Source organism: Streptomyces sp. NPDC003393, from assembly GCF_053589015.1.
In genome coordinates, this window is sequence record NZ_JBSFRB010000001.1 from 79,820 (window position 1) to 101,906 (window position 22,087).

General features: G+C 73.3%; 16 protein-coding genes. 10 read left to right on the plus strand and 6 right to left on the minus strand.

Annotated elements, in window-relative coordinates:
• Positions 1 to 111 precede the first annotated feature (111 nt).
• Positions 112 to 2,874 (plus strand): SpoIIE family protein phosphatase, encoded by a 2,763-nt coding sequence (locus tag ACWDUZ_RS00350; protein WP_451629492.1) that lies wholly within the window; start codon positions 112 to 114, stop codon positions 2,872 to 2,874.
• Between the two features lie 164 nt (positions 2,875 to 3,038).
• A complete protein-coding gene (locus tag ACWDUZ_RS00355; RefSeq protein WP_451629493.1) occupies positions 3,039 to 3,881 on the plus strand; it encodes a chitosanase in 843 nt (280 codons plus the stop codon).
• Between the two features lie 35 nt (positions 3,882 to 3,916).
• On the opposite strand, the gene ACWDUZ_RS00360 is transcribed toward ACWDUZ_RS00355, so the two are convergent.
• Positions 3,917 to 5,830, minus strand: a complete 1,914-nt coding sequence (locus ACWDUZ_RS00360; RefSeq protein WP_451629494.1) for a glycoside hydrolase family 15 protein — start codon at positions 5,828 to 5,830, stop codon at positions 3,917 to 3,919.
• Between the two features lie 285 nt (positions 5,831 to 6,115).
• Here ACWDUZ_RS00360 and ACWDUZ_RS00365 point away from each other — a divergent pair, with 285 nt between their 5' ends.
• Complete coding sequence (locus ACWDUZ_RS00365; protein ID WP_451629495.1) at positions 6,116 to 6,319, plus strand: hypothetical protein; 204 nt, start codon at positions 6,116 to 6,118, stop codon at positions 6,317 to 6,319.
• A 203-nt stretch (positions 6,320 to 6,522) separates the two neighbouring features.
• Positions 6,523 to 7,926, plus strand: coding sequence for a Si-specific NAD(P)(+) transhydrogenase (gene sthA, locus ACWDUZ_RS00370; RefSeq protein WP_451629496.1), 1,404 nt, complete (start codon positions 6,523 to 6,525; stop codon positions 7,924 to 7,926).
• Positions 7,927 to 8,043: 117 nt separating this feature from the next.
• Here sthA and ACWDUZ_RS00375 read toward each other — a convergent pair whose 3' ends face one another.
• From ACWDUZ_RS00375 to ACWDUZ_RS00385, 3 genes are all read right to left on the minus strand, one after another.
• Positions 8,044 to 8,529, minus strand: coding sequence for a DUF5709 domain-containing protein (locus tag ACWDUZ_RS00375; protein ID WP_451629497.1), 486 nt, complete (start codon positions 8,527 to 8,529; stop codon positions 8,044 to 8,046).
• 198 nt (positions 8,530 to 8,727) lie between these two features.
• The gene (locus ACWDUZ_RS00380; RefSeq protein ID WP_451629498.1) at positions 8,728 to 9,675 is read right to left on the minus strand and encodes a lysylphosphatidylglycerol synthase domain-containing protein; all 948 of its coding nucleotides are present in this window, start codon (positions 9,673 to 9,675) and stop codon (positions 8,728 to 8,730) included.
• Positions 9,672 to 11,168, minus strand: a complete 1,497-nt coding sequence (locus ACWDUZ_RS00385; RefSeq protein WP_451629499.1) for a hypothetical protein — start codon at positions 11,166 to 11,168, stop codon at positions 9,672 to 9,674. The genes ACWDUZ_RS00380 and ACWDUZ_RS00385 overlap by 4 nt, the downstream gene beginning before the upstream one ends.
• 283 nt (positions 11,169 to 11,451) lie before the next feature.
• On the opposite strand from ACWDUZ_RS00385, the gene ACWDUZ_RS00390 reads away from it, so the two are divergent.
• Positions 11,452 to 11,835, plus strand: coding sequence for a BlaI/MecI/CopY family transcriptional regulator (locus tag ACWDUZ_RS00390; protein WP_451629500.1), 384 nt, complete (start codon positions 11,452 to 11,454; stop codon positions 11,833 to 11,835).
• A 12-nt stretch (positions 11,836 to 11,847) separates the two neighbouring features.
• On the opposite strand, the gene ACWDUZ_RS00395 is transcribed toward ACWDUZ_RS00390, so the two are convergent.
• Both ACWDUZ_RS00395 and ACWDUZ_RS00400 read right to left on the minus strand, forming a co-directional pair.
• On the minus strand, positions 11,848 to 14,190 hold the full coding sequence (locus tag ACWDUZ_RS00395; protein ID WP_451629501.1) for a glycoside hydrolase family 65 protein: 2,343 nt from the start codon (positions 14,188 to 14,190) through the stop codon (positions 11,848 to 11,850).
• On the minus strand, positions 14,187 to 14,939 hold the full coding sequence (locus tag ACWDUZ_RS00400; RefSeq protein WP_451629502.1) for a beta-phosphoglucomutase family hydrolase: 753 nt from the start codon (positions 14,937 to 14,939) through the stop codon (positions 14,187 to 14,189). The genes ACWDUZ_RS00395 and ACWDUZ_RS00400 overlap by 4 nt, the downstream gene beginning before the upstream one ends.
• A gap of 187 nt (positions 14,940 to 15,126) precedes the next feature.
• Between ACWDUZ_RS00400 and ACWDUZ_RS00405 the strand changes: the two genes are divergently transcribed.
• The 5 genes from ACWDUZ_RS00405 to ACWDUZ_RS00425 all read left to right on the plus strand — a co-directional run bounded on the left by ACWDUZ_RS00405 (position 15,127) and on the right by ACWDUZ_RS00425 (position 22,073).
• Positions 15,127 to 15,870, plus strand: a complete 744-nt coding sequence (locus ACWDUZ_RS00405) for a nucleoside/nucleotide kinase family protein (protein WP_451629503.1) — start codon at positions 15,127 to 15,129, stop codon at positions 15,868 to 15,870.
• Between the two features lie 420 nt (positions 15,871 to 16,290).
• Positions 16,291 to 17,892 carry a glycosyltransferase family 39 protein gene (locus tag ACWDUZ_RS00410; protein ID WP_451629805.1) on the plus strand — a complete coding sequence of 534 codons (1,602 nt, stop codon included), beginning with the start codon at positions 16,291 to 16,293 and terminating at the stop codon, positions 17,890 to 17,892.
• A gap of 39 nt (positions 17,893 to 17,931) precedes the next feature.
• Positions 17,932 to 18,879 (plus strand): MurR/RpiR family transcriptional regulator, encoded by a 948-nt coding sequence (locus ACWDUZ_RS00415; protein ID WP_451629504.1) that lies wholly within the window; start codon positions 17,932 to 17,934, stop codon positions 18,877 to 18,879.
• A gap of 301 nt (positions 18,880 to 19,180) precedes the next feature.
• The gene (locus tag ACWDUZ_RS00420; protein WP_451629505.1) at positions 19,181 to 19,561 is read left to right on the plus strand and encodes a hypothetical protein; all 381 of its coding nucleotides are present in this window, start codon (positions 19,181 to 19,183) and stop codon (positions 19,559 to 19,561) included.
• Positions 19,562 to 19,625: 64 nt separating this feature from the next.
• Positions 19,626 to 22,073: a SpoIIE family protein phosphatase gene (locus tag ACWDUZ_RS00425; protein WP_451629506.1), complete on the plus strand. Its 2,448-nt coding sequence runs from the start codon at positions 19,626 to 19,628 to the stop codon at positions 22,071 to 22,073.
• The last annotated feature ends 14 nt before the right edge of the window (positions 22,074 to 22,087 follow it).

Sequence of the window (22,087 nt, forward strand, 5' to 3'; positions counted from 1 at the left end):
ACGGGTACGCGGGGCTCTCCACCTCCGCCCTGCGGGCGCTCGGTCGTCACCCGATGAACGGCGGGTGTGACGGGCCTCGCCTCACGGGGCGCGGCAGTGTAGACATGGCTCATGGTCCGGCTTCCGGGTCGAACCGGCACCCGGTCGACCAGCCGTCTTCGCGGTCAGCGCCTCGAACAGGCGCCTGGCTCCGCTGGGCGAGCCCGTGAGCGCGCCGAGCGGCCCCGGGCCGCGGACGGCCGGTCCACGGGCGTGCGGGCCGCGCTGCGCGGACGCACTCTCGCCGGGCAGGTGTTCCTCCTTCAGGTCGTCATCGTGCTGCTGCTCGTTCTCGCGGCGGTCGGGGCCCTGGTGCTCCAGGTGCGCCACGACAGCACCGAGGAGGCCCGCAACCGGTCGCTCGCCGTCGCCGAGACCTTCGCCGACGCGCCGGGGATCCGCGCGGCCCTGGCCGCGCCCGACCCGACGACGGTCCTTCAGCCGCGCGCCGAGGCCGCCCGTATCGGGGCGCACGTCGACTTCATCGTCGTCATGAACACCGACGGGATCCGCTACACCCATCCCATACCGAACCGCATCGGCAAGAAGTTCGTGGGCACCATCGGGCCCGCGGTGCGCGGCGGCACCGTCGTCGAGGAGACCCAGGGGACCATCGGGGAACTGGTGCAGGCCGTGGTGCCGGTCAAGGCGCCGGACGGCACCGTGGTGGGCCTGGTGTCGGCCGGCATCACCACGCAGAAGGTAGGGGGCGTCGCGGCGCGTCAGCTGCCCGTGGTGCTGGGCGCCGCGGCGGCGGCCCTGGCGCTGGCCACGGCGGGTACGGCGCTGGTCAGCCGGCGTTTGATGCGGCAGACGCATGGGCTGGGGCCGGGTGAGATGACCCGGATGTACGAGCACCACGACGCGGTGCTGCACTCGGTGCGCGAGGGTGTGATCATCGTCGGCGACGAGGGCCGGCTGCTGCTCGCCAACGACGAGGCGCACCGCCTGCTCGGCCTGCCGCCGGACGCGGAGAAGCGGCGCGTGCCCGATCTCGGTCTCGCCCCCGACATCGCCGGCCTGCTGTCGTCCGGGCGGGTCGCCACCGACGAGGTGCACCTGGTCGGCGACCGGCTGCTGGCGGTCAACCAGCGACCCACCGATCTGGAGGGCGGCCCGGCGGGCAGCGTGGCCACCCTGCGCGACTCCACCGAACTGCGCGCGCTCTCCGGCCGCGCCGAGGTGGCCCGTGAGCGCCTGAGCCTGCTCTACGACGCCGGGGTGGGCGTCGGCACCACCCTGGACGTGACCCGGACCGCCGAGGAACTGGCACAGGTGGCGGTGGGCCGGTTCGCGGACTTCGTCACCGTCGACCTGTACGACGCCGTGCTGCGCGGCGAGGAACCGGATCCGGAGGACGCCCTGCGGCGCACCGCGTCCGGCGGGATCCGCGACGACGCCCCGCTGTACCCGGTGGGACGGCAGATCCGTCTCGTCCCCTCCTCCCCTCAGGCGGACAGCCTGCGCACCCGGCGGCCGGTCCTGGAGCCCCGGCTGGAGGCGGCCCCGGGCCGGGCGGCCCAGGACCCGGAGCGCTCCGGGCAGCTGACGCGGTACGGCATCCACTCGCTGATCACGGTTCCGGTGCGGGCCGGGTCGGTGGTGCTGGGCCTGGTCGACTTCTGGCGGTCCGAGCAGGCCGAGCCCTTCGACGCCGAGGAGCTGGCCCTGGCCGAGGAGCTGGTGGCGCGGGCCGCGGTCGCGATCGACAACGCTCGCCGCTACACGCGCGAGCACGGCATGGCGGTCACCTTGCAGCGCAGTCTGCTGCCGCGCAGCCTGCCCGAGCAGAGCGCCCTGGACATCGCCTACCGCTATCTGCCGGCCCAGGCGGGCGTGGGCGGCGACTGGTTCGACGTCCTGCCATTGTCCGGGGCACGGGTCGCGCTCGTGGTCGGGGACGTGGTGGGGCACGGCCTGCATGCCGCGGCCACCATGGGCCGGCTGCGGACCGCGGTGCACAACTTCTCGGCGCTGGACCTGCCGCCGGACGAACTGCTCGGGCTGCTGGACGAACTGGTCGGCCGCATCGACCAGGACGAGACGGCGGACGACGCCGGCGCCCCCGTCGTCGGCGCGACCTGCCTCTACGCGATCTACGACCCGGTCTCCCGGCGCTGTGCCATGGCCCGCGCCGGCCATCCACCGCCCGCCGTGATCCGGCCGGGGGGCGAGGTGGTGTTCGCTGACGTGCCCGCCGGGCCCCCGCTCGGACTGGGCGGGCTGCCCTTCGAGAAGGCGGAACTCGAGCTCGCGGAGGGCAGCCGGCTGGTCCTGTACACCGACGGTCTGGTGGAGGACCGGGACCGGGACATCGACACCGGGCTGGAGGAACTGCGCGAGCAGCTCGCCTCGGCCGGCGAGTCGCCCGAGGAGACGTGCCGTGCGGTGCTCGACGCCCGGCAGCCGTTCCGGCCGGGCGACGACATCGCGCTGCTCGTGGCGCGTACCCGGGCCCTGGGCGAGGACCGGGTCGCCGAGTGGGACGTGCCCGGGGACCCGGCGGCCGTCGCGGACGTGCGGGCCGCCGTGGGCCGGCGGCTGGCCGACTGGGGACTCCAGGAGCTGACGTTCACCACGGAGCTGTTCCTGAGCGAACTGGTCACCAACGCCATCCGCTACGGCAGCACGCCCATCCGGGTGCGGGTGCTGCGTGAGCGCACACTGATCTGCGAGGTCTTCGACAGCAGCAGCACCTCGCCGCATCTGCGCCACGCCACCACCACGGACGAGGGCGGCCGCGGACTGTTCCTGGTGGCGCAGCTGGCCGAGCGCTGGGGCACCCGGTACACGCCGACCGGCAAGGTCATCTGGGCGGAGCAGCCGCTGTCCTGACGGCGCGGGGCCGCGCTCCCGAGCACTCTCGAGCACTATTGTGCGTTTCTACGAATTTCACGTTCGACGGGTGTCCACCCGTTCGAAGCTTTGATAGTAAACCTTCCTGTCAGTCGGCTTTCACGCGCCGACTCCCCACCCCCCACTCACTCCTGGAGCCCCCCATGGTGCATCCGAACTCCGGCACGGACGTTCCCGCCGCCGTCTCCCGCCGCGGCGTCCTCGCCGTCATCGGCGCCTGCCTGGCCGCCGTCCCCCTGCTCGACGCCCCGCGCGCGGCGGCGGCGCCCGCGACGGCACCGGGCCTGGACGACCCGGCGAAGAAGGACATGGCCATGCGCCTGGTGTCCAGCGCGGAGAACTCCTCGCTGGACTGGAAGGCGCAGTACCGGTACATCGAGGACATCGGCGACGGCCGCGGCTACACCGCCGGCATCATCGGCTTCTGCTCGGGCACCGGCGACATGCTCGACCTGGTCCGGCTCTACACCGACCGCGATCCCGGCAACGTCCTGGCCGGATACCTCCCGGCGCTGCGCCGCGTGAACGGCACCGACTCGCACGAGGGACTGGACCCGGACTTCCCCGGGGACTGGCGCAGGGCGGCCCGGGACACGACGTTCCAGCAGGCGCAGAACGACGAGCGGGACCGCGTCTACTTCGGGCCGGCGGTCCGGCAGGGCAAGGCGGACGGGCTGCGCGCGCTCGGCCAGTTCGCCTACTACGACGCGATCGTGATGCACGGCGACGGCGAGGACCCGACCAGCTTCCGCAACATCCGCGAGCGCGCCCTGCGGGCCGCGAGGCCGCCGGCGCAGGGCGGCGACGAGGTGACGTACCTCGACGCGTTCCTGGACGCGCGGGTGTGGGCCATGAAGCAGGAGGAGGCGCACAGCGACACCAGCAGGGTCGACACCGAGCAGCGGGTCTTCCTGCGCCGGGGCAACCTCGACCTGGACCCGCCGCTGGACTGGCAGGTGTACGGCGACCCGTACCACATCGGCTGACCGTACGGGCGCATGACGCGCGGACGCGGACGGCGTCAGCCGAGGGCGCGGTCGAGGTTGTAGGCGGCGCTGATCAGGGACAGGTGCGTGAACGCCTGCGGGAAGTTGCCCTGCTGCTCGCCGGTGCGGCCGATCTCCTCGGCGTACAGGCCGAGGTGGTTGGCGTAGGTGAGCATTTTCTCGAAGGCGAGCCGTGCCTCGTCGAGCCGGCCGGCCCGGGTGAGGGCCTCCACGTACCAGAACGAGCAGATGGAGAACGTGCCCTCGTCGCCGCGCAGCCCGTCGGGGCTCGAGTGCGGGTCGTAGCGGTAGACGAGGGAGTCGGAGACCAGGTCCTCCGTCAGCGCGTCCAGGGTGGACAGCCACTTGGGGTCGGTCGGCGCGATGAACTTCGCCAGCGGCATCATCAGGACGGCGGCGTCCAGCACGTCGCCGTCCTCGTACTGGACGAAGGCCTGGCGCCCGGCCGACCAGCCGCGGTCCATGATGCGGCGGTAGATCGTGTCCCGGTTCCGCTGCCAGCGGGACAGGTCGGCGGGCAGCCCGCGGCGGTTGGCCAGCCGGATGGCGCGTTCGATGGCCACCCAGCACATCAGGCGCGAGTACAGGAAGTTCTTCCGGCCGCCGCGGGTCTCCCAGACGCCTTCGTCGGGCTGGTCCCAGTTGTCGCACACCCAGTTCACCAGGTCGCACACGTCGTCCCACTGGGAGCTCGAGATCGGCTGGGCCCACTTGTCGAAGAGGTAGATCGAGTCGATCAGGGCGCCGTAGATGTCGAGCTGGAGCTGGTCGGCGGCGGCGTTGCCGACCCGCACCGGAGCCGAGCCCTGGTGCCCCTCCAGGTGATCGAGCACCCGCTCGGGCAGCTCGCTGCCGCCGTCGATGCGGTACATGATCTGCAGCGGACCGTTGGGCTTCCCGTCGCCCGGACTGATGTGCTGGGTCAGGAACCGCATGAAGGCCTCCGCCTCGCCGGTGAAGCCGAGGCGCAGCAGCGCGTAGACGGCGAACGCGGCGTCGCGGACCCAGACGTAGCGGTAGTCCCAGTTGCGCTCGCCGCCGATCTGTTCGGGCAGGCTCGTGGTGGGCGCGGCGATGATGGCGCCGGTGGGGGCGTAGGTGAGCAGCTTCAGGGTGAGCGCGGAGCGGTGCACATGCTCCCGCCAGCGGCCGCGGTAGCGGGACTGCCCCAGCCAGCGCCGCCAGTACGCCACGGTGGCGGTGAACTGTTCCTCGGCCTCCAGGTGTGCGCACCGGCGCGGCGCCACCTCGCCGCCCACCTGGTCGAGGGCGAAGACCGCCGACTCGCCCTCGGAGAGCTTGAAGTCCGCCCGTACGTCGGGGCCGTCGATCTCCAGGGGCACGGTGGCCGTCAGGGCCAGGGACAGGGTCGCCGACTCGAACAGGACCACGCAGCCCTGGGCCTGGAGGGTGTGCGGGTCGGCACCGTAGTTGAAGCGCGGCGCGACGCGCGCACGGAACGGCAGGGTGCCCCGCACGCACAGCACCCGCCGGATGAGCCGGTGCCTCGCAGCCTCCCCGCCGCCGCCCGAGTTCCCGGTCACGGGCATGAAGTCCTGCACCTCGCCGACGCCGTCCTCGGTGAAGAACCGGGTGATCAGCACGTTGGTGTCGGGGAAGTAGAACTGCTTGGTGCGTGCCGCCTCGGCCGCGGCGAGCTCGAAGCAGCCGCCCCGCTCGGCGTCCAGCACCGCAGCGAAGACACTGGGGGCGTCGAAGGCGGGGCAGCAGTACCAGTCGATCGTGCCGTCGCTGCCGACGAGGGCGACGGTGCGCAGATCGCCGATCAGCCCGTGCTCGGCGATCGGCACATAGCCCGCCGCACCGGGCCGGGACAGCGTGCCGGACGTGGGGTACGGGCCTTGGGTGCCGCCCGCGGGGTACGGGCCCGGGGCGGGCGCGGGATACGGGGTCGGGGTGTCGGCCATCGCGGCGGCCTCCCTGTCTGGGCACACGCGGACAGCTTCCGGAGCGAGCCGCTGTCCGGCCTTCTCGGGCCCTTCCAGCTTATGAGCGGACGGCCGAGACGGATGTTTTCGGACGCGGCGGGCAGATGCCCCACAACCGGCCGGGGCCGATCCGGCCGGTGCGGCGGGCCCTTCCGGATGCAGGGTGCGGCGCGCCGGGCAATGGTGGGAGAAGGTCCCGGTCCCGCAGCACGGGCGGCGCAGTCCGGACCCGGGCGGGGACCCGGCCGGAGCCGAGGAGGACACATGTCGACGTCACAACCCGATGCATCCCGTCAGACCGGGGGCCGCACCCCGGACAGCGTGCTCCACGCCCGTACCGGCACCGAGGTCTCACCCGAGGACATCGTGCTGGCCGCGGGCCGGGACATCACCCCGCGCAACCTGGAGTGGGCCAAGCGCAAGATCGAAACGGAGGGCCCGGCCGCCCTGGAGAAGCTGCTGCCCTAGCCGTGCCGTCCCGGGACGCCGGGACGGCGATGCGTCGTCGATCGGGTCGGGGTGATCCGGACGGAGGGCGCCTTCGGCCGGCGGACCGTGCGGGTCCGCCGGGCCGTCCGGAGGGAGCCCGGAGGGACTGAGCGACCGAGGGTGCCGCTCCGGTCCCTCCGGGCTCTTTCCGCGGGAGGCGTGGTGCTGTCAGACTCCGGTGCGTGCCCGACTTCGACATGCTCGTCATCGGATCCGGACCGGGCGGCCAGAAGGCCGCCATCGCCGCGGCCAAGCTGGGCCGCCGGGTCGCTGTCGTCGACAGCCCCGACATGGTCGGCGGGGTCTCCATCCACACCGGTACCATCCCCTCCAAGACCCTGCGTGAGGCGGTGCTCTACCTCACCGGACTCACCCAGCGCGATCTGTACGGGCAGAGTTACCGGCTGAAGGAGGACATCACCGTCGCCGATCTGACCGCGCGCACCCGGCACGTGGTCGGCCGCGAGGTCGACGTCATCCGCAACCAGCTCTCCCGCAACCACGTCTCCCTGTTCGCCGGGACCGGCCGCTTCGTGGACGACCACACCGTGGCCCTGCGCGAAGCCGGCGGCAACGAACGGCTGTTGAGCGCCGGCCACATCGTCATCGCCACCGGTACGCGCCCGGCCCGCCCCGACAGCGTCGAGTTCGACGGGCGCACGATCATGGACTCCGACAACGTGCTGGCGCTGGAGCGGGTGCCGCGGTCCATGGTCATCGTCGGCGCCGGGGTGATCGGCATGGAGTACGCCTCCATGTTCGCCGCGCTCGGCAGCAAGGTCACCGTGGTCGAGAAGCGGGCGGGCATGCTCGACATGTGCGACGTCGAGATCGTCGAGTCACTCCGCTACCACCTGCGGGACCTCGCCGTCACCTTCCGGTTCGGGGAGACGGTGGCCGCCGTCGAGCGGCATCAGAACGGCACGCTGACCGTTCTGGAGAGCGGCAAGAAGATACCGGCGGACGCGGTGATGTACTCGGCGGGCCGGCAGGGGCTCACCGACGGTCTGGACCTGCACAAGGCCGGGCTGGCCGCCGACGCGCGCGGCCGGATCGCGGTGGACGAGCACTACCGCACGCAGGTGCCGCACATCTACGCGGTCGGCGACGTGATCGGCTTCCCGGCGCTCGCGGCGACCTCCATGGAGCAGGGCCGGGCGGCGGCTTACCACGCCTGCGGTGAGCCCGTCGGCCGCATGCACGGCCTTCAGCCCATCGGCATCTACACCATCCCGGAGATCAGCTTCGTCGGGCGGACCGAGGACCAGCTGACCGAGGACCGCGTCCCGTTCGAGGTGGGCGTGTCCCGCTACCGGGAACTGGCCCGCGGGCAGATCATGGGCGACTCGCACGGCATGCTGAAGCTGCTGGTCTCCCCCGAGGACCGCACGCTGCTCGGCGTGCACTGCTTCGGCACCGGGGCCACCGAGCTGATCCACATCGGACAGACGGTCATCGGCTGCGGCGGCACGGTGGACTACCTGGTCGACGCGGTGTTCAACTACCCGACGCTCGCGGAGTCGTACAAGGTCGCCGCCCTGGACGCGACGAACAAGCTGCGGCAGATCGACCGGCTCGGGGACTGAGCCGGCCAACGCGCCGGGACCGGTCCGGCAGACGTTCCGCGACCGGGCAGGAGGACGCCTCCTTCGCCCGTGCCGGGGGTGACCGCTCCGGGACCGGGCCGGCGGGCTCCGCGGGGCTCAGCGCCCGGCGTCGTCCGGGAGGGTGTGGTCGTCGTCCACGACGTGCACGGCGGCCTCCTCTGCTCCGGCGGCTCCCCCGTCGACGCCCTGGTCGGCGGCGATCTCCTCCTTGATGGTGTCGGTGTGCGCCCCCTCGTCCGGGGCGACCAGCCGGCCGGCGCGAGCCGTGCCCGCCTCCGGGTCGACCGGCTCCCCCTCGCCGCCGGGCAGGTCGCCGATGTCGTCGCCCTCCCGCTCCGCCACGTCGGGCCGCTCCTGGGCCAGACGCTGGTCCAGGGTCTCGCCGTCGTGCTGTTCGGCGGCCGTCGTGCCGTACTTGTCGACGCCGAGCGGCCGCTCGGGCGGGGAGTACCCCTCGTCGAGGGTGTCGTCGTAGGTACGCTCGTCCACCGCGTCCTGCATGTCCAGCGGCGCGGCGTCCTCCTGCTCCTCGTTGCTCCCGGTGGGCTGGTAGGCGTCGTCGGCCATCGGATCGCTGCTCACGGGTCCTCCCTCGCGGCGGGGCTCGGTGTCGGAGTGCCCTGTTTCGCGTTTCCCGCCGCGCCCGGCCCAATCACCCCGGTTGACGCATCGTCTTCCCCGGCGGTGGACTCATCCGTCCGCGCCCGCCCGCACCCGAGGGCGAGCACGCGTGGCGTGCGGTGACCCGGCCCTGCCCGCGCGCCGCCGTCCCCCGCCCGCTCATACCGCTCTGCGGCGGATCAGGGCCGTCAGGACCAGGAGGCCGGGGACGAGGGGGAGCCAGACGGTCAGCAGGCGGTAGCCGAGCACGGCGGAGGCGGCCGTCGTCGCGGGGGCACCGCCGGTGGTCAGGGCGAAGGCGAGCGCGGCGTCCAGGGAGCCCAGGCCGCCGGGGGTGGGCAGCAGGGCGGCGGCGCTGCTCGCGGCCAGGTAGAGCAGGGCGATCCGGACCGGGGACAACGGCAGCCCGACGGCCCGGGTGACGGCGACCAGCACCAGCGAGTGCGCCGAGGCGAAGGCGAGCGAACCGCCCCACAGGGCGGCGGCCCGGCGCGGCCGGGAGTGCACGGCCCGGATGTCGCTCAGCACCGACGCCGCCGCGGAGCCGCACCGGGACCGCAGCGGCCCGCGCACCAGCACGGTCACCAGCACCGCGGCGGCCGGGACGGCGGCCACGGCGGCGCCCGGGACGCGCGGGAGCCGCAGGACGCCCGGGCAGGCCGCGGCCAGGGCGGCGATCAGGACGGCGCGGGTGAGGACACCGGCGGCAGCCTTGACCGCGAGGGCGCTGGCCGAGCGGCCGGCGGACAGTCCGCAACGCATCAGAAAACGCAGGTTGACCGCGCCGGCCCCGAGGCCGGCGGGCAGGACGTGGTTGGCGGCGGAGGCGGCGAACTGCGCGGCGACCAGCCGGCCGCCCGGTAGTGGCTCGGCCACCGCGCCCTGCTGGGCGAGAGCCGAGCACCCCCAGGTGGCGACGGTGGCCGCGGCGGCCACCAGCAGCCACGCCTGGTCGGCGGTGGCGAGCCGGCTTGCGCCGGTCTCGAGCACGGGCCAGTGACGCCGGCCGAGGTAGCCGGCGCACAGCAGTACGGCGAGCGTGGCCCCGGTGTGCCACCAGACGCGGCCGCGTGGGCCTGCCGTGGCGGTGAGGAGCGGAGAGGTCATCCAGCGGCGCCTCTCTGCGCCGCCGGCGCGACGTACAGGCGCAGGTCGCCACTCTGCTGGAAGGGCCAGGTGCGGGCGTAGGCGGGCGGGGAGCCCTCGGCGGTGACGAGGGTGGCGACCGGGATGCGCCGGGCGGTGTCCTCGATGGCCGCCGGGGTGGAGTTGGCGTTGTGCCCGCCGGTGGCGGCGGAGCCGCAGCCGGTGTAGAAGGCGATCGGGATGGCCTCCTCTCCGGTGAGCAGACAGGGCGGGCGTACGCCGAGGCGGTGCAGCGCGGCGGCGACGCGGTCCCACTCCCGGTGGTCGGCGGTGGTCCGCTCGACGGTGTGCGCGAGGACCGCGTACTGGACTCCCACGTGGAGGACCAGCCCGAGCCCGACCAGGCTCAGCGGCACCGGCCGCCAGGTGCCGCCCGGGGCGCGCACGAGGTGGACCAGAGCGTCGGCGACCGGGATCGCGAGCAGGGCGTAGGCGGGCAGCAGGAAGCGCGGCGCCGCGTAACCGATCATGAACAGGTACGGGATGGCGACCGAGGCGCCGCAGGCCAGCGCGATGAGCGTGGGGAGGGGACGCCGGGCCCGCCGGGCCAGGGCGAGGCCCAGCACCGCGAGCAGCGGCAGGACGTACCACCAGGCCGTGACCAGCGGGTTCGGCAGCTCGCCCGTGCAGGGGCGGCACAGGGTCCGCCCGCCCAGGCTGCGCAGTTGGTCGGCCACGGCGACGTGCAGGCCGAGGCCGCCCTGGATGGCTGAGCCGTCGGAGAGCCGCCGCAGCAGGCCGCCGTAGCCGACGTAGGCCTCGATGACCCACTCGGCGGAGCCGGCGACGAGCCCGGCGAGCAGGGCGGCCGGCGGTTGCAGGCGGCGCCGGAACAGAGCGAGGGCGAGCAGCGGGAGCACCGCCCAGACGGCGTCCATCGGCCGCATCCACGCCATGAGGGCGGAGCCGCTGACGAGGCCCCACAGCGCCGCGCGGTCGTGCCGGTCCGCGTGGACGCGCAGGAAGCAGCCCGCGCAGACCAGGGCGCCGATGGCGACCCAGTAGTTGGGCATGGCCTGGGGGCCGTAGAACAGCGTCACCCACAAGGAGGCGAACAGGGCGCCGGCCAGGGGCAGGACCCCGGTGGGGAACAGATTCCGCCATACGCGCAGGGCCAGGTACAGGGCGAGGCCGGACAGGACGGCGAGGTAGACGCGCAGCAGCGCGGTGGACGACGACCAGGAGGCGACGGGGGCCACCAGCAGCGGGACGCCGCGGGCGCGCGGGGCGCTGAAGAAGGCCGCCGGGGCGTGCGGGCTGACCTGGCTGACGTAGACGGTCTCGTCCCAGCCCAGGCCCATGCCGGGGCGGACGAGGAGGAGCTGGGCCAGGGTGAAGGCGGCGGCCACGGCGGCGAGGGACACGTCGCGGCGGGAGGGCAGAACGCGGCCGAGGCCGGGCGCCGGTCCGGCTCGCCGGGACGTGGCGAGCAAGGCGTGCGGACTGTCGGCCATCTCCACCCCTCACCCCTACGCGCTGTAGGGTTCTGGCTCTCCAAGTCTGGCGGGATCGATGCAGGAGTCGGCTAAGACGTCGGGAATCGGCGGGAAAGCGTCGCGAAACTGTCCGTGGACTCGGCCAGAATCCGATAAAACCAACAAAAACGACAATCCGTTGAATAAGCTGAGGTAACGATTCAAACGGCGAAACAGGGACAACGTAACCCGCGCCCGGGCGCCCCGCCGGGCGGGACACCGCCGGACGGCGGAGATCACTACGCGCTGTAAGGTTGAGGGCATGGCTGGCAGAGGGCCTCATGGCAGAACGGAACGGCGCAGCTCGGGAGAGCTGGAGAGCGCGGTCCTCGCCACGCTGTGGTCGACCGAGCGGCCGCTGACGCCGGCCGAGATCCAGCTGACGCTCGGTGACGGTCTGGCCTACAACACCGTGCACACCATCCTCAAGCGGCTCTACGACAAGGGCCTGGTGCTGCGCGAGGTCGACGGGCGGCGGGGCGCCTACCGGCCCGCGAAGAACGCCGCGGAGCTGACCGCCCAGGCCATGCACGAGGCGCTGGACCGGGGCCCTGATCCGATCGCCGCCCTGCGGCAGTTCGTGACCGGACTGAGCCCCGAGGAGGAGCGGGCCCTGCGGGAGCTGCTCACCAGCGGCCCCGCGTGAGGGCCCGCGTCCTCAGCGCATGTTCGGCCGTCGGTGCGGGGGCTGTTCCGGGGACGGAAGGTGTTTCGGCGGCGGGACCGGGCGGCACGTCGGGGTGTTCACCTGGAGGGGGACGGCCTCGCCGTGGTGGCGGACCGTCAGCGCCGGTCCGGACAGCAGCGTGTACGTGGCGGTCTCCTGTGTGAACTCCACACGCAGCCGGCGCCCGCGGAAGAGCATGACGAAGGCCAGGCGGCCGAACTTCTCCGGCAGCCGCGGCGCGAACTCCAGGGTCTCGCCGGCCCGGCGGGCGCCCCCGAACCCTGTCACCAGCGCCATCCAGGTTCCGGCGAGCGAGGCGATGTGCAGCCCGTCGCGGGTGTTGTGCTGCAGGTCCTCCAGGTCCATCAGGGCCGCCTCGACCGTGTAGTCGTAGGCGAGGCGCAGATAGCCCGCCTGGGCGGCCATGACGGCCTGGATGCACGCCGACAGCGAGGAGTCCCGCACGGTCAGCGGCTCGTAGTAGTCGAAGTTGCGGACGACGTGGTCGTCGTCGAACTCGGTGCCGCAGGTGTACATGGCCAGCACCAGGTCCGCCTGCTTGATCACCTGCTTGCGGTAGATGTCGAAGTAGGGGAAGTGCAGCATCAACGGGTACTGGTCGGCGCCGGTGCCCTCGAAGTCCCAGTGCTGGAGGCGGGTGAAGCCGGCGTGCTGCTCGTGCACCCGCAGTTCGGCGTTGTAGGGGATGTTCATGCTCTCGGCGGCGTCCCGCCAGGAGGCGCTCTCCTCGTCGTCGGCGCCGAGCTGCTGGGCCTCGTTCGGGTAGCGCTCGACGACGTCGGCGGCGGCGAGCAGATTCGCCCGGGCCATCAGGTTGGTGTACAGGTTGTCGTTCGCGATCGCGCTGTACTCGTCGGGGCCGGTGACGCCGTCGATGTGGAAGGTGCCGCGGTGGTCGTGGTGGCCGAGCGAGCGCCACAGCCGGGCGGTCTCCACCAGCAGTTCCAGCCCCGTGTCACGCTCGAACTCCTCGTCGCCGGTGGCGGACACGTAGCGCACCAGGGCGTGCGCGATGTCGGCGTTCACGTGGAAGGCGGCCGTGCCGGCCGGCCAGTACGCCGACCCCTCCTCGCCCGCGATGGTCCGCCAGGGGAACGCCGCACCGCGCAGCCCCAGTTGGGCGGCGCGCTCCCGGGCGGCGGGCAGGGTGTTCTGCCGCCAGCGCAGCGCCTCGGCCACGGCGCCGGGCGCGGTGTACGTCAGCATGGGCAGCACGAACATCTCCGTGTCCCAGAAGGCGTGGCCGTCGTAGCCCGAGCCGGTGAGCCCCTTGGCCGGGATCGCCCGCTCCTCGGCACGGGCCCCGGCCTGCAGCACATGGAACAGGCCGAAGCGGACCGCCTGCTGGATCTCCTCGTCGCCCTCCACCTCGACGTCCGCGCACGCCCAGAAGTCGTCGAGGTACGCCCGCTGTTCCTCGGCCAGGCCCTGAAATCCGTCATGCGCGGCGGCCGCCAGGGCCGCGTCGACCTGGTCGCTCATCGCCGGCAGGGAGCGGGTACCGGACCAGCCGTGGGCGACGAGCTTGTCCACACGCAGCCTCTCCCCCGACTCCAGGACGGAGGCGACCGTCAGCCGGGCCAGGTCGGGGTGGCTCTCCACGCTGGTCGTGGTGCGCTCCGGGCCGGAGACGACGTGGTCCGCGGCCACCGCCACACGCAGCCCGCTGGTGCGGGTGCGGTGCACCAGGCGCAGCCGGTTGTCGCAGGCGAAGTGCTCCTCCGGCTCCAGCGGTGACTCCAGGGCCACCGCCGCCCGCGGGTCGCCCTTGGTCTGCGGCAACTGCTCGTTGGCGACGAGTTCGGACTGGATGACCACCCGCGTGTGGCAGTCGACCGCCTCCACCTCGTAGGACACCGCGGCGAGGGACCGCTGGGCGAGGGAGACCAGCCGGGTGGAGCGCACCCGGATGCGGGTGCCGGCCGGCGAGCACCACTCGCAGGTCCGCTCCATCACCCCGCGGCGCAGGTCGAGCACGCGCTCGTGGGAGACGAGCCGGCCGTACCGCAGGTCGAACGGCTCGTCGTCGACGAGCAGCCGCAGGATCTTGCCGTTGGTGATGTTGATGACCGTCTGGCCCGACTCCGGGTAGCCGTAGCCGGCCTCGGCGTACGGCAGCGGGTGGGCCTCGTAGACACCGTTGAGGTAGGAGCCGGGCAGGCCGTGCGGTTCGCCCTCGTCGAGGTTGCCGCGCCAGCCGACATGGCCGTTGGACAGGGCGAAGACGGACTCGCTCTGGGCCAGCACGTCCAGGCTGAGTTCCGTCTCGCGCACCGTCCAGGGCTCCACCGCGAACGCGCCGTGGGTGATCACTCTGCACCTCCCTTGCCGGTCAGGAGCTCGGCGAGGTCCTTGACGACCACGTCGGCGCCGTGTGCGTAGAGGGCGTCGCTCTGGCCGACGCGGTCGACGCCGACGACGTACCCGAAGTGGCCGGAGCGGCCGGCGTCCATGCCGGCCAGGGCGTCCTCGAAGACGGTGGCCTGCTTCGCCTCGACGCCCAGGTCGTGGGCGGCGGCGAGGAAGGTGTCCGGGTGCGGCTTGCCGGGCAGTTTCCGCTCGCGGGCCACCACGCCGTCGATCCGGACGTCGAAGAGGTGCTCGGCATCGATGGAGCGCAGCACGTCCAGGGTGTTGGCACTGGAGGAGACGATCGCCGTCTTCAGGCCCGCGGACCGGACGGCCTCGATGTAGCGCAGGGTGCCGTCGTAGGCCTCGACACCGTCGGTGCGGATCTTCCGCAGCAGGAGTTCGTTCTTGCGGTTGCCGACGCCGTTGACCGTCTGCGCGTCCGGTGGGTCGTCCGGGCTGCCCTCGGGCAGTTGGATGCCCCGGGAGGCGAGGAAGGTGCGCACCCCGTCGGCGCGGGGGCGGCCGTCGACGTACTCGTCGTAGTCGGCGACGACGTCGAACGGCCGGAAGTCCGCGCCCTCCCGCTCGCGCAGGAACGCGTCGAACGTCTCCTTCCAGGCGGCCGCGTGCACCACGGCCGTCTTGGTGACGACGCCGTCCAGGTCGAAGAGGCAGGCCAGGATTGTCTGGGGCAGACCGAGCTCTGTCATACAGGCACCCTTCCCCACGACGCGGGACCGAGCGGGTGTCACGCGCCACATGAGACGTACTTTCCGACATACCTTCCGCATGCCGTCCGCATGCCTTCCGACAACCATCGGACCATCAGACGCCCTGGGTGCGACGGTAAGGAGGGCCGACCGGGTGACCGGGTGACCGGGTGACACACTGTGGCCTGTGGCGCCGACCTCGACCTTCGACGATCTGCTCATCCGGGCCCGGTCCCTCACCCGCGAGGGGCACCGCGCGATCCTCGGCATCGCGGGCAGCCCGGGCGCGGGCAAGTCCACCCTCGCCGAGCGACTGGTGCGGGAGCTGAACGGCACGGGAGAACCCTGGGTCGCGCACGTCCCCATGGACGGCTTCCACCTCGCCGACGTGGAACTGGACCGGCTCGGCCGCCGGAACCGCAAGGGCGCGCCGGACACCTTCGACGCGGCCGGATACGCGGCGCTGCTGCGCCGGCTGCGCGAGGAGTACGGGGTCGCGGCGGCGGACGGCGGCGGGACGGTGTACGCGCCCGGCTTCGAACGCGTCCTGGAACAGCCGCTCGCGGGCGCGATCCCGGTGCCCTGCTCCGTCCGGCTGGTCGTGACGGAGGGCAACTACCTGCTGTTGGACACAGGTGCCTGGGCGCGCGTACGGCCGCAGCTGGACGAGGTGTGGTTCTGTGAACTCGACGAGCGGGAGCGGATCGCCCGGCTGGTCGCCCGGCACGAGGAGTTCGGCAAGGACCACGAGCAGGCGGTCGCCTCGGTCCTGGGCACCGACCAGCGCAACGCGGATCTGGTGGCGGCGACCCGGGACCGGGCGGATCTGGTCGTGCCGGAGGCCCTGGTACGGGGCGGGCGTGCCGCGCCGGCACCCGGTCCGGGCCCGGGGGCCGGGGCCCGCGCCGAAGCGGCCGAGGCAGCCGGGTGAACCACGGCCCGCCCGCGCCCGTACCGGTGGGTGCGGCAGAGGGTCTGCCGGCACGAGCCTGGAGCGGTGACACGGCGGATGACGGCGGGCGAACAGCACACGACCCCGGCCCCGGGGTCTCCCGGCGACGGGTCTCCTCGGGCCCCGGCCGGCCGGGCTTCCGTCGGCCGGGCTTCCGCCGGTCGTGCTCCCGCCGGTCGGGCTTCCACCGGTCGGGCTTCCACCGGTCGGGCCCCCGCGGGTGAGACGTCCTCCGGAGGAACGTCCAGTGGCCGGCCGTCCCCCGGTGGGACGTCCGCCGTGCCGCCCGGCGCGGCCGGGGTCGCGAGGTCGGCGCGTGGGTACGCCGTGCTGCGGCGGAACCGGCGGTGGCTGGTGCCGCTGGCCGTGGTCCTGCTGCTGGCGCAGATGGCCGTGGCGATGGTCACGGCGGCGGCCGAGCAGACCCCCACCATCGACGAGCCCGTGTACGTCGGGACGGCGGCCGTCTACCTCCACGAGCACAGCCTGGCGTACAACCCCGAACACCCGCCGCTCGGCAAGCTGCTGATCGCGACGGGAGTCGCCGCCGCCCGCCCGCACTTCGACGCCTCGTTCACCGGCGACCAGGGCCGGCTCGGTCGGCATCTGCTGTACGAGTCGGGCAACGACCCCTGGCGGCTGATGCTGTGGGCCCGTTTGCCGGTGATGGTCATGACCGTGCTGTTCGGACTGGTGGTGTTCGCGTTCGCCCGGGAGGTCGCCGGCACCGCGGGCGCGCTGGTGGCTCTCACCCTGTTCGCGTTCTCGCCCGATCTGATCGCGCACGGCTCGCTGGCCACGCTGGACGTGCCGGCGGCCGGCTTCGTGCTCCTCTCGGCGTGGCTGATGTGGCGGGCACGGCTGCGGCCGATGCGGTACGTCCCGCCGGCCGGAGCGGCGCTCGGCGCGGCGGTGGCCACCAAGATGAACGCGCTGCCCGCCGTGCCGGTGCTGCTGGCGCTCGCGGTGCTCACGGCGTGGGCCGGAGGCCGGCGTCGCGACGCCGGCGGCAACCGGGGCGGGACCGCCCGGCTGCTGGCCGTGGGCACCGGACGGGCGGCCGTCGCCGCGGCGGTCGCGGTCGCCGTCGTATGGCTCTCGTACCTGGTCGTCGACCCGCACCTGCGGCCGCCGCCCCGGCAGGCGGTGCCGGCCGTGCACGGGCTGCCCGGGACGCTGGTGGATCTGCTGCCGCTGCCCGTGTCGTACCGCGACGGGATGCGGATCCAGTTCGGGCTGGAGGCCCACCCGTGGCAGGGATTCCTGTTCGGGCACGTGTACACCGGGCCGCGCTGGTACTACCTGCCGGTCGCGCTGCTGGTGAAGACGCCGCTCGGCGCGCTGGCCCTGTGGGCCGCCGGGGCCGTGGCCCTGGTGGCGGTGCGACGGCTGCGGCGCGCGGCGCCGTACGTCCTGGCGCCGCCCGCCGTGCTGCTGGCCGGGGCCATGCACTCCTCGCGCGACTTCGGCACCCGGTACGCGCTGTTCCTGCCCATGTTCCTCGCCGTCGCCGCGGCCGGGACGGTCACCGTCGCGGCACGGGCGGTCCCCCGCACGGCCGGAGCGCCGGCCCTCCGCGGCGCGGGACGGGGGCTCGCCGTGGTGGCGATGCTGGTGGCGTGGGTAGCGGTCGGTTCGCTGCGGACGTTCCCGTACTACCTGCCGTACTCGAACGAGGCGTTCGGCGGTCCGACGAAGACGCATCTGCGGCTGCACGACTCGAACGTGGACTGGGGCCAGGACCTGGGCCGGCTCGCCGACCGGCTGCGCACCCGGTACCCGCGGGAACGGGTCTGGCTCGTCTACAAGGGCAGCGGCGTGCCCTCCTTCTACGGCATCCACGCCACCGATCCGCGCGGGGTGCCCCCGGGGCGGGTGCACGGTCTGCTGGCGGTGTCGGACTCGGCGGCCGCCAAGGCGAAGGGGCGGCTGGCCGCCCTGATCCGGTCCGCCCGCCCGGTCGGCGAGGTCGGTCACTCGATCACGCTCTACCGGCGCTGAGCCCAGGTCATGACGGTGAGTGAGCTATGTTGAACCTCTGTGGGAGAGATTGAAGGCGCCCAGGCGCCATCGCCGCAGCAGGCCCGGGCACAGGCGTCCGCGATCACCGCGGGCAAGACGGTGCCGGACGCGGAGGCGGCCCCGGCCTCCCAGCTCAGAGAGCTTTTCGACGGGCCCCGTCTGTCGCCCGGGCAGCGTCGCATCGCCCAGTACCTGATCGAGAACATCGCCGAGGCGGCCTTCTTGTCGATCACCGAGCTGGCGGACCGGGTCGGCGTCAGCCAGCCCTCCGTGACGCGGTTCGCCGGCGCGGTCGGCTTCAGCGGTTACCCCGCGCTGCGCGAGAAGCTCCAGTCGATCGCGCTCAAGACGCTCGCGGGCGGTCCGGGCGCGGCGGAGGAGGACCGGGGCAACGAACTCCAGGCCGCGGTCGACGCCGAGATCGAGAACCTGGAGAACCTGCGGCGGGACTTCGCCGACCCCGACCGTGTGATCACCGTCGGCCGCGAGCTGTCGCGGTCCACCCCGCTGACCGTGCTCGGGCTGCGCATCTCCGTCTCGCTCGCCGAGTACTTCGCCTACGCCGCTCGGCGCATCCACCCCGACGTGCGGCTGGTCACCCTCGGCGGGAGCGTCGCCTACGACGCGCTGCTGCAGTCCCGTGAGGCCGGCGGCACCTGGGTGCTGGCGTTCTCGCTTCCCCGGCACGCGCACGAGACCCTCACCGCCGTCCGGGTCGCGCGCAGCGCGGGTCTGAAGGTGGCGCTGATCACCGACCTGGCGCTCGGCCCGGTGGCGGACGAGGCCGACGTCACCTTCGCCACCGGCACGGGCTCCCGTCTGGTCTTCGACTCCTACGCCGGGCCCGGTGTGATGTGCGCGGCGCTGCTCCAGGCCATGACCGACGCCGACCCGGAGCGGACCCAGGCCCGGCTGGAGGAGTACGAGCAGCTCGCGGAGCAGCACCAGTTCTTCCTCAAGGACTGACAACGCCGACCAGGACCGGTGGGTCGCGGAACCGGTCGCGACGGTTTTCGCGGAACCGGTCGGAACGTATGGGGAGCATGTCACGCAAAGCAGGCATGAATGTTTTCATACGTCTTGCCAAGCGGATGGCATATATAAATACTGCTCACGGATCGCGGCCGGCCCACTCCGGGCGCGTTCCACGGGGCGTCCGAACGGGCACCGCCTGCGCGAGCGCCCGCGGCGGCCCCGGTCATCCCCTAGGCCGGGGCCGCCTCGCCCTCGTCGGACCACCCTCCACGACGCCGCACACCCGGAAGCGATGATCATGCCTGTGACGACCCCGCGCACCAGCCCGGACTGGCCCTGCCAGGTCAAGGCCCCCGGCAGCTACGACTGGGAGCGTTCGGCGACCAGGTGGCTGCGCGAGCTGGTGCCCGCGCGCTACGGCAGTTACCCCGCGCTGGTGCGCCACCCCGTCCTGCTCGCCCGGCACGCGCAGATCCAGGTCCAGCAGGAGATCCGGGTGGCCCGCACCGCCCTGCAGACCGCCCGCGCCGACCTTCCCCGGCTCGGCGTACCGGAGTCGGTCATCGAGCACACGATCAAGCTGTACGCCGCTGAACTGCTGCAACTCCAGCACATCGCCCGCAGTGTCCGGGCGGTGTCGGAGGCGCTGGTGGGACGCGGCGGCGGCCGCTGAAACCCGTCCCTCATCGCTTTCTTGCTCGAATACGACCGGCAATCCGGTGATCGGACCGGTGCCGATGTGCAATGCTCGTCCCGTGACCAGCGATTCCGGCTTCTCCGCGGACTCCGGCCCCGCACCCGACACGGCGGCGCTGGCCAGGATGGTGGCCAGGCAGCGGGCCGAAATGGACCGGCTGCAAGAGCAGGTGGCGACCTCCACCGTCGTCGAGCGGGCCAAGGGGGCGCTGATGGCGCTGACCGGCTGCTCCCCGGAGGCCGCACACGAGGAGCTGATCCAGCGCGCCAAGACCGCGGGCCACACGCTCGTGGAGGAGTGCTGGATCGCGCTCGGCACCCTGGTGCCCCCGCTCGCCCACGCCGGAGGCGCGAGGGCCCCCGAGCCCGCCGCGGCCGTCTCCGCCGCCCCGGCCGGCTCCGGCCTCGGCGGCACGCGGGGCCCGTCCCCGTCCCCCAAGGCCGCGCCCGCGGTGGGCGGATCGGGCGGCGACTCCGCCGTCCTCGCGGTGCTCGGCCGGGCCTTGATCCGCGCCGGCACCCCGCACGACGTCGCCCACTGCCTGCTGGAGCACCTCGCCGAGCCCGTCGGGGCGGACGCGGTGATCCTCTACCGGCGGCTGGACGCCGGCGGGCTGAAGCTGATCGGTTACGCCGGCGTCGACGACACCCTGGCGGACCAGTGGCGGCACGCGCCGCCGTCCAGCGGAGTCCCCGCGCTGGACGTGCTCGACGCCGGTGAGCCCCGCTGGCTGGAGGACTTCGCCGAGGACAGCAAGCGCCACCTGCTGATCGGCGGCTCCACCGAGCAGTGGCGGTCGCGGGCCTGGCTGCCGGTGGTCGGCGGGAGCCCGGCCCACGTGGCCATAGGTGTGCTCCGCCACGAGGACGGGCCGTTCAGCCCGCACGCCCGGGAACTGCTGCGCGGTGCCGCCCGGCTGTGCGCGGGCCGGCTGCGCGCCTTCGACGCCCGCCCCGAGCACCCCGGCGAGGGCGCCCCGGCCGAGGTCCACGCCCTGTTCGAGGCGCTGCCCGGCACCACCCTGCTGCTCACCCCGCTGCGGTCGGCCTCGGGCGACGTGGAGGACTACCGCGTCGACGCCGCCACCCCGCAGACCGTCCACCCGGCTGGGCGGGGCGGACGCGAGCTCACCGGGATGCGGATCCTGGAGTGCTGGCCGACCGTCGCCGAGGAACCGCTCTGGCAGGGCTGGCTGGGCGTCCTCGAGACCGGGGAGCCCTACGAGAGCGAGCCGTACGCGCAGCAGGAGCTCGTGGCCGGTGCCCAGGAGCTGTCCACGTACTCGGTGCGGGCCTGCCGCGTGGGCGACCGGCTGCTGGTCTCCTGGCTGCGCCAGGACTCCTCCGACCGGCAGGAGCAGCGCCTGGCGGATCTGCAGCGCCTGGGCCGTCTGGGCTGGGCCACCTGGAACCTGGTCACCCGGGAGGCCGTCTGGTCGTCCCAGGTCTACGCGCTCTGCGAGCGCGATCCCGTCCACGGCCCGGTGCGGCTGGAGGACTTGCCGAAGCTGGCTCTGCGGGAGGACGAGCCCACGCTCGCCGGGGCCGTGCGGGAACTCCTCGACACGGGCAAGCCGTTCGACGTGCCGTTCCGGATCGGCACGACGTCCGGTGTACGGCACCTGCGGGCCGTCGCCGAGGCCGTGGCGGACGCCGAGGGCACACCGGCCGAGGTCCATGGCTTCGTGCAGGACCTCACCGCGCAGCGCAGCGCGGAGCTGGCCCTGGTGGAGAGCGAGCGGGCGATGCTGGCCCAGCACGGGATCCTCCAGGCCGAGCGGATGCTGGCCGGCCGGCTCCAGCACGCGCTGCTGCCGCTGCCCCGCCGGCCCGTACGCCTGGCCGGGCTGAAGGTGGACCTCGCCTATCTGCCCGCCGAGTCCGGGGTCCACGTCGGCGGCGACTGGTTCAGCGCCATCGAACTGCCGGGCGGGGACGCGCTGTTCGTGGTGGGGGACGTCGCCGGGCACGGCATCGACGCGGTGGCCACCATGGCCCAGCTGCGGTTCACCGCCAAGGGCATGATCTTCACGGGTTCCTCGCTGACCGGCGCCCTCGCCCGGCTGAACACGCTGCTGCTGCACTCCCGCGACGTCCACGGCACGGCGACCATGGTGCTGGCGCGGTACCAGCCGGACGAACACCGCCTCGTGTGGGCGCAGGCCGGCCATCTGCCGCCGCTGCTGCTGCGCCGGGGCGAGGCCCGCTACCTCGAGCGCCCGCGCGGGATGCTGCTGGGTGCGACCGAGAGTCCGCACTTCGAGGAGGCCGAGTGCCGGCTGGAGCCCGGCGACCAGCTGCTGCTCTACACCGACGGCCTGGTCGAGCGGCCCGGCGAGAGCATCCAGGAGGGCCTGCAACGCCTCGCCGAGGCCGCCGCGGCCCGCCGCGCGGAGACGCCCGGCCCGCTGCTGTCCACGCTGCTCAAGGGCGAACGGCGGGACGACGTCTGCGTCCTGGACATCAGGGTCCCGGTGGAAGGGGCATAGCCCGGCCGATCCTT